We start from the raw sequence: 7810 nt of genomic DNA on the forward strand, positions 1-7810 counted from the left end.
AGCTCGCGGTGTCCGACACGAGGATCTGATTCTCCGACGGCGGCGACACACAGGTCACCGGCGCAGCCGTCGCGGTACCCACTCCGAGCAGGGACGCCGCCGCCACGCCCAGGGCGGCGACCACACCGGCACGCGCCGCGCGACGGCCGGAACGAACGGAGCGGAAGGAACGAATGATCAAGGCAGCTCCTCGAGAACTGGTTCGAGACTGATCGGATACCGGAGGAGAGACCCCCGGGGCGCGAGCGTATCCCGTCCCGAAAGGACCCGTCCGAGTGGGATGGGTCACAGCATCCGACGCCGTCGGCGGCAGCTACAGCCGGTCGAGCAGAGCCGGGAGATCGGCGATCGAATCGATGACGTGATCGGGCCGGTCGACGGCCAGGTCGAGCACCGACTGGCGGAACTTGCCCGTACGCACGAGCACCCCGGTCATCCCGAGCCGCTGCCCGGGGATCACCTCGGCGCCCAGGTCGTCGCCGACCACGACGACGCGGTCCGCGTCGGTGCCCATCAACTCGGCGGCCTCGAGGAAACCCTGCATGGACGGCTTCCCGACCGCGACGACGGTGCGACCCGACAGCTCCTCGAGACCCGCCAGGTAGGTGCCGGTGTCGATGCGCAGACCGTCCGACGCCTGCCACGCGCCGGCCCGGTGCATCGCGACGACGGGCACCCCGTCGAGCATCAGTTCCGCGACCCGGCTCAGCGCCCGGTGCGTGAACTCGGGCCCGGCACCGCCGAGGACGACGACCTCCGGATCGTCGTCGTCGCGGACGACACCGGCGAGATCCGCGTCGACGTCGCCGTGGTTGAGCAGCCAGCACCGGCGACCGGGATAGGTCTGCCGCAGGTATTCGGCGGTGAGGGAGGCGGCGGTGACGATCTCCGACTCGTCGACGGGCATGCCCAGTTCGGTGAGCCGGCTCGCGATCTCGGCGCGGGTGCGGGAGGTCGTGTTGGTGAGGAACGCGCGCGCGAGGCCGCGGTCGCGCAGACCCGCGAGGACGTCCGCGGCGCCGGGGACGGGGTCCCACGACAGAACGATCACGCCTTCGATGTCGAACAGAACCCCGTCCACGCCGCTCATGACGCCGAGCTTATCGGCCCCGCGCCGCGCTACAGGCTGCGGGCGAGCTTGTCGGCGAGCAGCCGCGCGAAGCGAGCCGGGTCGTCGAGTTCGCCGCCCTCGGCGAGCACCGCGGTGCCGTACAGCAATTCGGCGGTCTCGGCGAGCGCCGGATCGTCGCTGCGCTGCGCATGCGCGGTACGCAGGCCGGTCACCAACGGATGGTCGGGGTTCAGCTCGAGGATCCGTTTCATCGGAGGCAGCGCCTGGCCCGAGGCCCGGTACATGCGCTCGAGGGCGGGCGACATGCTGAACGTGTCGCCGACGATGCACGCCGGGGACGTCGTCAGCCGTGACGACAGGCGCACCTCCTTGATGTGCTCGTCGAGCGTGTTCTTCAGCCACTCGAGCAGGTCCGCGAAGTCCTTCTCCTTCTCCTCGCGTTCCGCTTCGGCGGCCTTCTTCTCGTCCTCGCTGCCGAGGTCCACCTCACCCTTGGCGATCGAGCGCAGCGCCTTGCCCTCGAACTCCGGCACGGACGACGTCCACATCTCGTCGACCGGGTCGGTGAGCAGCAGCACCTCGATGCCCTTGGCGCGGAACGCCTCCATGTGCGGGGAGTTCTCGAGCTGCTGCCGCGACTCGCCGGTCAGGTAGAAGATGTCCTCCTGCCCTTCCTTCATCCGCTCGACGTACTCGGCGAGCGTGGTCTGGGTGTCCTCACTCGCGGTGGAGTCGAACGAGGACAACGCCAGCAGGGTCTCGCGGTTGTCGGTGTCGGAGATCAGACCTTCCTTGACGACGCGGCCGAACTCCGCCCAGAACGTGCGGTACTTGTCGCGGTCGTTGGCGAGCATGTCCTTGACCGTGGACAGCACCTTCTTGGTGAGCCGGCGCCGGATCGCCCTGATCTGGCGGTCCTGCTGCAGGATCTCGCGAGAGACGTTGAGCGAGAGGTCCTGTGCGTCGACGACACCCTTGACGAAGCGCAGGTACTCCGGCATCAGCTCTTCGCAGTCGTCCATGATGAACACCCGCTTGACGTACAGCTGGACGCCGGACTTGCGTTCGCGCATGAACAGGTCGAACGGAGCGTGCGACGGAAGGAACAGCAGCGCCTGGTATTCGAAGGTGCCCTCGGCCTTCATCGGGATGATCTCGAGCGGGTCGTCCCAGGCGTGGGAGACGTGCCGGTAGAAGTCCTTGTACTCCTCGTCGGACACCTCCTCCCGGGAACGCGCCCACAGGGCCTTGCCGGAGTTGAGGGTTTCGGTTTCGACGACCGTCTCGACGACGGGTTCGCCGCCGTCCTCGGCGGGAGTGGTCTTCGTGCGTTCGATCTCCATCCGGATCGGCCAGGCGATGAAGTCCGAGTACTTCTTGACGATCTCGCGCAGCTTGCTCGGGGAGGTGTAGTCGAAGAGGTGGTCGTCGGCGTCCTCCGGCTTGAGGTGCAGGGTGACGGAGGTGCCCTGCGGCACGTCCTCGACGGTGGCGATCGTGTAGGTCGACTCGCCGCCGGATTCCCAGCGCGTGCCGGCCTCCTCTCCCGCGCGGCGGGTGACCAGGGTGACGTTGTCGGCGACCATGAACGCCGAGTAGAAGCCGATGCCGAACTGGCCGATCAGTTCCTCCGACGCGGCGGCGTCCTTGGCTTCCTTCAGCTTGCGGCGCAGTTCCCCGGTGCCGGATTTGGCGAGCGTGCCGATGAGGTCGATCACTTCGTGGCGGGACATGCCGATGCCGTTGTCCCGGACGGTGAGGGTCCGCTTGTCCTTGTCGACCTCGAGGTCGATGTGCAGATCGGAGGTGTCGACCTCCAGGTCCTTGTTGTGGAACGACTCCAGTCGCAGCTTGTCCAGCGCGTCGGACGCGTTGGAGACGAGTTCCCGCAGAAACGTGTCCTTGTTCGAGTAGATCGAATGGATCATCAGGTCCAGCAGCTGCCGGGCCTCGGCCTGGAACTCACGCTGTTCGACGTTTGTGCTCATTCTCGGTCCCCTTCGAAGCAGAACTGACGACCGTCGATCCTACTGATGCGTGCAGCCGGGCAGCTTCGCTGCCGGTGTGCAGAAGTGGCGGTCAGGGGCGCCATCAAGGCACACGGGCGGATTCCGCCTCCGCGAAACACCGGCGGAGCGAATCCGTCCGCGCCTCGACGTGGGACAGATAGTGCGGGTGCGTGAGGATGTACGGAAGGTCGCGGGCGATGCCGTCGAGCACCCGCGCGCCGGCCTCCGCCGGATCCATGCCGAGGCTGCCGTCGCCCTTGATGTGCGCGACGTTCTCGACCTGACCGCCCAGCCGGGTCGTGGTGCTGTCGAGGTTGGACCGGACCAGCCCGGGGCACAGCACCGACACCCCCACCCCGTGGGGCGCCATCTCCTGCCGCAGCGCTTCGGACATCGCCACGACCGCGCTCTTGGCCGCACTGTAGGCTCCGCGGCCCGGTGCTCCCGCGGTCAGTGCCATGACGGACGCGGTGTTGACGATGTGGCCCCGCCCGCGGGCGCGCAGGTCGGCCGCGAACGTGGAGATCCCGTTGAACACTCCCGTCAGGTCGATGTCGATGATCCGGTCGAACACCTCCGGGTCCAGGTCGGCGAAGTCCCGGCCGTTGAATCCGATTCCCGCGTTGTTGACGAGGATGTCGACGGGCCCGAACACCGCTTCCGACCGAGACTTCGCCTCACGCCAGGCCGCGCGGTCGCGCACGTCGAGCGCGAGCCCGGCGAAGTCGTCCGGGCGGGTGGCGACGACCTCTTCGGTTGCCTCCCCGTCGATGTCGGCGATCGTGACACACACCCCGGCGTCGGCGAGCGCCTCGGCGATTCCCCTGCCGATACCACTGGCGCCGCCGGTGACGAATGCGTGGCGCGCGGAACCCAGGTCCACTCGCATCCACCTCCTGCTGTGAAACCCCTACGAGAACGCTGTTGCCGAAAATCAGAACATCATTCTTGACGATGGTCAAGCAACCGAGGGTCACGCAGCGCCGGTAGACCGGTCCTGCACCGCGTACCGCGAGTACGTGATGCCGCTGCGGAACGCCTTCGCGTCGAGCAGCGTCAATCGAGGCAGCTCATACCCGTCGGGAAACAGCCGGCGACCGCGGCCCTGCACGACCGGATAGACGAACAGCCGGTATTCGTCGACGAGTTCCGCCTCGATCAGGGCGTGGCACAACGTGATACTGCCGGTGGTGACGATGTCGCGGCCGGGCTGCGCCTTCAGCGCCCGGATCCGCCCGATCGGGTCCTCGGAAAGGATCGTGGTGTTCTGCCACTGTGGGTCCGTCACGGTCGCGGACACGACGTACTTCTGCACCCGATCGAGATAGTCGGCGATGCCCGTCGGATCGTCGGTCAGCTGCGGCCAGTAGCCGCGCAGGTCCTCGAACGTGCGGCGGCCGACCAGGAACGCGTCGGCCGCGGCGTCCTGACGGTGCAGCTCGTCGAGCAGATCCGAACTGTCGACCTCACCCTGCCCCTGCGGGTCGAACCAGTCACCGAGCATCTCGATCGATCCGTCGACGGTGATGTTCTGGGTGACGGCGAGTGTGCGCACGGTGAGCCTCCTCCGGTGACAGTGCTCCCCTGTTCAGACCCGCGGGCCGGGCCGAACTCATCGCGCGCACAACGCTCGGGACGTCGAATCGGCGCTTCGCCACCGCACCGCGGCACCCGCGCGGTGTAATCGGTACAGGCCCGCACACCGCGAGGTGATCATGACGAACCTGTCCGGCGCCCGGCCCGTCCGCGCTCCCCGCGGCCGCGACCTGCACTGTCGCGGCTGGCAGCAGGAGGCCGCGCTGCGCATGCTGATGAACAATCTGGACCCGGAGGTCGCCGAGCGCCCCGACGATCTCGTGGTCTACGGCGGCACCGGGCGCGCGGCCCGCAGCTGGGCGGCGTTCGACGCGATCGTCGCCGCGCTCGAGACCCTCGCCGACGACGAGACCCTGCTCGTCCAGTCGGGCAAGCCCGTCGGGGTCCTGCGCACCCACGAGTGGGCTCCACGGGTGCTGATCGCGAACTCGAACCTGGTCGGCGACTGGGCGAACTGGGAGGAGTTCCGCCGGCTCGAGGCACTCGGCCTCATCATGTACGGGCAGATGACGGCAGGTTCGTGGATCTACATCGGCTCGCAGGGCATCCTCCAGGGCACCTACGAGACGTTCGGGGCGGTCGCGCGGAAACTGGCCGCGTCGGGTCGCTACCCGGACAGCGGCGGCACCCTCGCGGGCACCCTCACCCTCACCGCGGGACTCGGCGGAATGGGCGGCGCGCAACCGCTGGCGATCACGATGCACGACGGTGTCGCCCTGTGCGTCGACGTCGACCCGGCTCGCATCGAAAGACGCCTGGACCACGGCTATCTCGACGTGCGCGCCGACACCCTCGACGCCGGACTCGAACTGGCGGTCGCCGCGCGCGAGGCCCGCACCCCGTTGTCGGTCGGGGTGGTCGCCAACGCCGCCGACGCATTCCCGCGACTTCTCGAGCGCGGCGCTCCGATCGACATCGTCACGGATCAGACCTCCGCGCACGACCCGCTCTCCTACCTTCCACTCGGGGTGGAACTCGAGGACTGGCACCGGCTGAGCGAGAAGGACCCGGCCTGGTTCACCGAGCAGGCACGCGCGTCGATGGCGCGGCACGTCGAGGCGATGGTCGGATTCCTCGACCGCGGCGCCGAGGTGTTCGACTACGGCAATTCCATCCGCGACGAGGCCCGCAAGGGTGGCTACGACCGCGCGTTCGCCTTCCCCGGCTTCGTCCCCGCCTACATCCGGCCACTGTTCGAGGAGGGGCGCGGCCCGTTCCGGTGGGCGGCACTGTCGGGCGACCCCGCCGACATCGCCGCGACCGATCGGGCGATCGCCGAATTGTTCCCGGACAACACGCATCTGACGCGGTGGCTGCGCCTGGCCGGGGAGAAGGTGCGGTTCGAAGGTCTGCCGGCGCGGATCTGCTGGCTCGGATACGGCGAGCGGCACCGGGCGGGCCTGCGATTCAACGAGATGGTGGCCTCCGGTGAGGTGTCCGCGCCGATCGTCATCGGCCGCGACCACCTGGACGCCGGGTCGGTGGCGTCGCCCTACCGCGAGACGGAGGCGATGGCCGACGGCTCCGACGCGATCGCCGACTGGCCGCTGCTCAACGCGCTGGTCAACACCGCGTCGGGGGCGACCTGGGTGTCGATCCACCACGGCGGCGGCGTCGGCATGGGCCGGTCCATCCACGCCGGTCAGGTCTGCGTCGCCGACGGCACCGACCTCGCCGCCCGCAAACTCGAGCGGGTGCTCACCAACGACCCCGCGACCGGCGTGCTCCGGCACGTCGACGCCGGTTACGACAAGGCCGGTGAGGTCGCCGCCCGGCACGGCCTGCGCATTCCCATGCAGGAGCGGTGAGTCGTGACCTCGGGTTCGTGGACGCTGCTCGACAGCATCGGTGTCCTCGTCACCAACGATCCCGGCATCGGTGCGGGCCGGCTGGGGCTGCTGCGCGACGCGGCGCTCCTGCTCGGGGACGGTGTCGTGCAATGGGTGGGCCGTAGCGGAAGGGAACCGCACGCGGACAACGTCGTTCGACGCGAACTGGACGGTCGCGCGGTACTTCCCGGTTTCGTCGACAGCCACACGCATCCGGTCTTCGCCGGCGACCGCGCCGAGGAGTTCGCGTCCCGGATGGCCGGGCAGCCCTACACCGCGGGAGGCATCCGCTCGACGATCGCGGCCACCCGCGCGGCGACCGACGCGGAGCTGGACGCGACCGTGACCCGGCTGGTGGCCGAGGCCCGCCGCTCGGGGACGACGACGATCGAATGCAAGTCCGGATACGGCCAGACCGTCGCCGACGAACTGCGCAGCCTGCGCCTGGCCGCGACGCACACGCCGGAGACGACGCTGCTCGCCGCACACGTCACTCCGCCCGAATTCGACGGCCGCGCAGACGACTACGTGCGCATGGTGATCGAGGAGATGATCCCGGCGTGCGCGCCCCACGCGAAATGGATCGACGTGTTCTGCGAGCGCGGCGCGTTCGACGCCGACCAGTGCCGCGCGGTGCTCACCGCCGGTGTCGCGGCGGGGTTGGCCCCGCGGGTGCACGGCAACCAGCTCGGTCCGGGCGACGGCGTGCAGCTCGCCGTCGAAACGGGCGCGGCGTCGGTCGATCACGTCACGCACACCAGCGCGGACGACATCGCGGCACTGGCCGACAGCACCACGGTCGCGACCCTGCTTCCGGGAGCCGAATTCTCCACGCGGACTGCGTATCCCGATGCCCATCGACTGCTGGACGCCGGTGTGACGGTCGCGGTGGCGACCGACTGCAACCCCGGCACCTCGTACACGACGAGCATGCCGTTGTGTGTCGCGCTGGCGGTACGAGAGATGCACATGAGCCCCGACGAGGCGGTGTGGGCAGCGACCGCGGGCGGCGCACGAGCACTGCGCCGCGACGACATCGGCGTGCTGCGGCCCGGTTGCCGGGCGGATGTGATCGCGCTCGACGCCCCGTCGCACGTGCATCTCGCGTACCGGCCCGGTGTGCACCTCGTCTCGCACGTGTGGAAGGACGGGATGCGGCAATGATCCTGCGGACGGATGTGCCGGCGCCGTCGTGGACCGGCCGCGACGACGGCCCGGGCCGGGAGCACCTGCGCTGGCACGGTGCCGTCACACCGTGGCCCGACGACCCGGCACCCAGGACCCCGGTGTTGATCGGGTTCCGC

Annotated in this window: 7 protein-coding genes; 2 read left to right on the plus strand and 5 right to left on the minus strand. The window is 69.2% G+C overall.

The genetic code is table 11. The annotated features are described in order from the left end of the window. The 5 genes from ACN675_RS26490 to ACN675_RS26510 form a co-directional block, all read right to left on the minus strand. On the minus strand, positions 1 to 181 hold a 181-nt coding region (locus ACN675_RS26490), incomplete at its 3' end, for a DUF6764 family protein (RefSeq protein WP_420753654.1). Between the two features lie 132 nt (positions 182 to 313). Continuing rightward, positions 314 to 1090: an HAD-IIA family hydrolase gene (locus ACN675_RS26495; RefSeq protein ID WP_420753655.1), complete on the minus strand. Its 777-nt coding sequence runs from the start codon at positions 1088 to 1090 to the stop codon at positions 314 to 316. Positions 1091 to 1119: 29 nt separating this feature from the next. Continuing rightward, on the minus strand, positions 1120 to 3060 hold the full coding sequence (gene htpG, locus ACN675_RS26500; RefSeq protein WP_420753656.1) for a molecular chaperone HtpG: 1941 nt from the start codon (positions 3058 to 3060) through the stop codon (positions 1120 to 1122). A gap of 103 nt (positions 3061 to 3163) precedes the next feature. Further along, entirely contained in the window at positions 3164 to 3970 is an 807-nt protein-coding gene (locus ACN675_RS26505) for an SDR family oxidoreductase (RefSeq protein ID WP_420753657.1), read from the minus strand. Between the two features lie 84 nt (positions 3971 to 4054). Beyond that, positions 4055 to 4636: a dihydrofolate reductase family protein gene (locus tag ACN675_RS26510; RefSeq protein ID WP_420753658.1), complete on the minus strand. Its 582-nt coding sequence runs from the start codon at positions 4634 to 4636 to the stop codon at positions 4055 to 4057. Between the two features lie 160 nt (positions 4637 to 4796). Here ACN675_RS26510 and ACN675_RS26515 point away from each other — a divergent pair, with 160 nt between their 5' ends. Continuing rightward, positions 4797 to 6485 (plus strand): urocanate hydratase, encoded by a 1689-nt coding sequence (locus tag ACN675_RS26515; protein ID WP_420753659.1) that lies wholly within the window; start codon positions 4797 to 4799, stop codon positions 6483 to 6485. Positions 6486 to 6488: 3 nt separating this feature from the next. Continuing rightward, positions 6489 to 7670, plus strand: coding sequence for an imidazolonepropionase (hutI, locus tag ACN675_RS26520; RefSeq protein WP_420753660.1), 1182 nt, complete (start codon positions 6489 to 6491; stop codon positions 7668 to 7670). Positions 7671 to 7810 lie beyond the last annotated feature (140 nt).

Source organism: Rhodococcus sp. O3 (assembly GCF_048897285.1).
Classification (GTDB): domain Bacteria; phylum Actinomycetota; class Actinomycetes; order Mycobacteriales; family Mycobacteriaceae; genus Rhodococcus.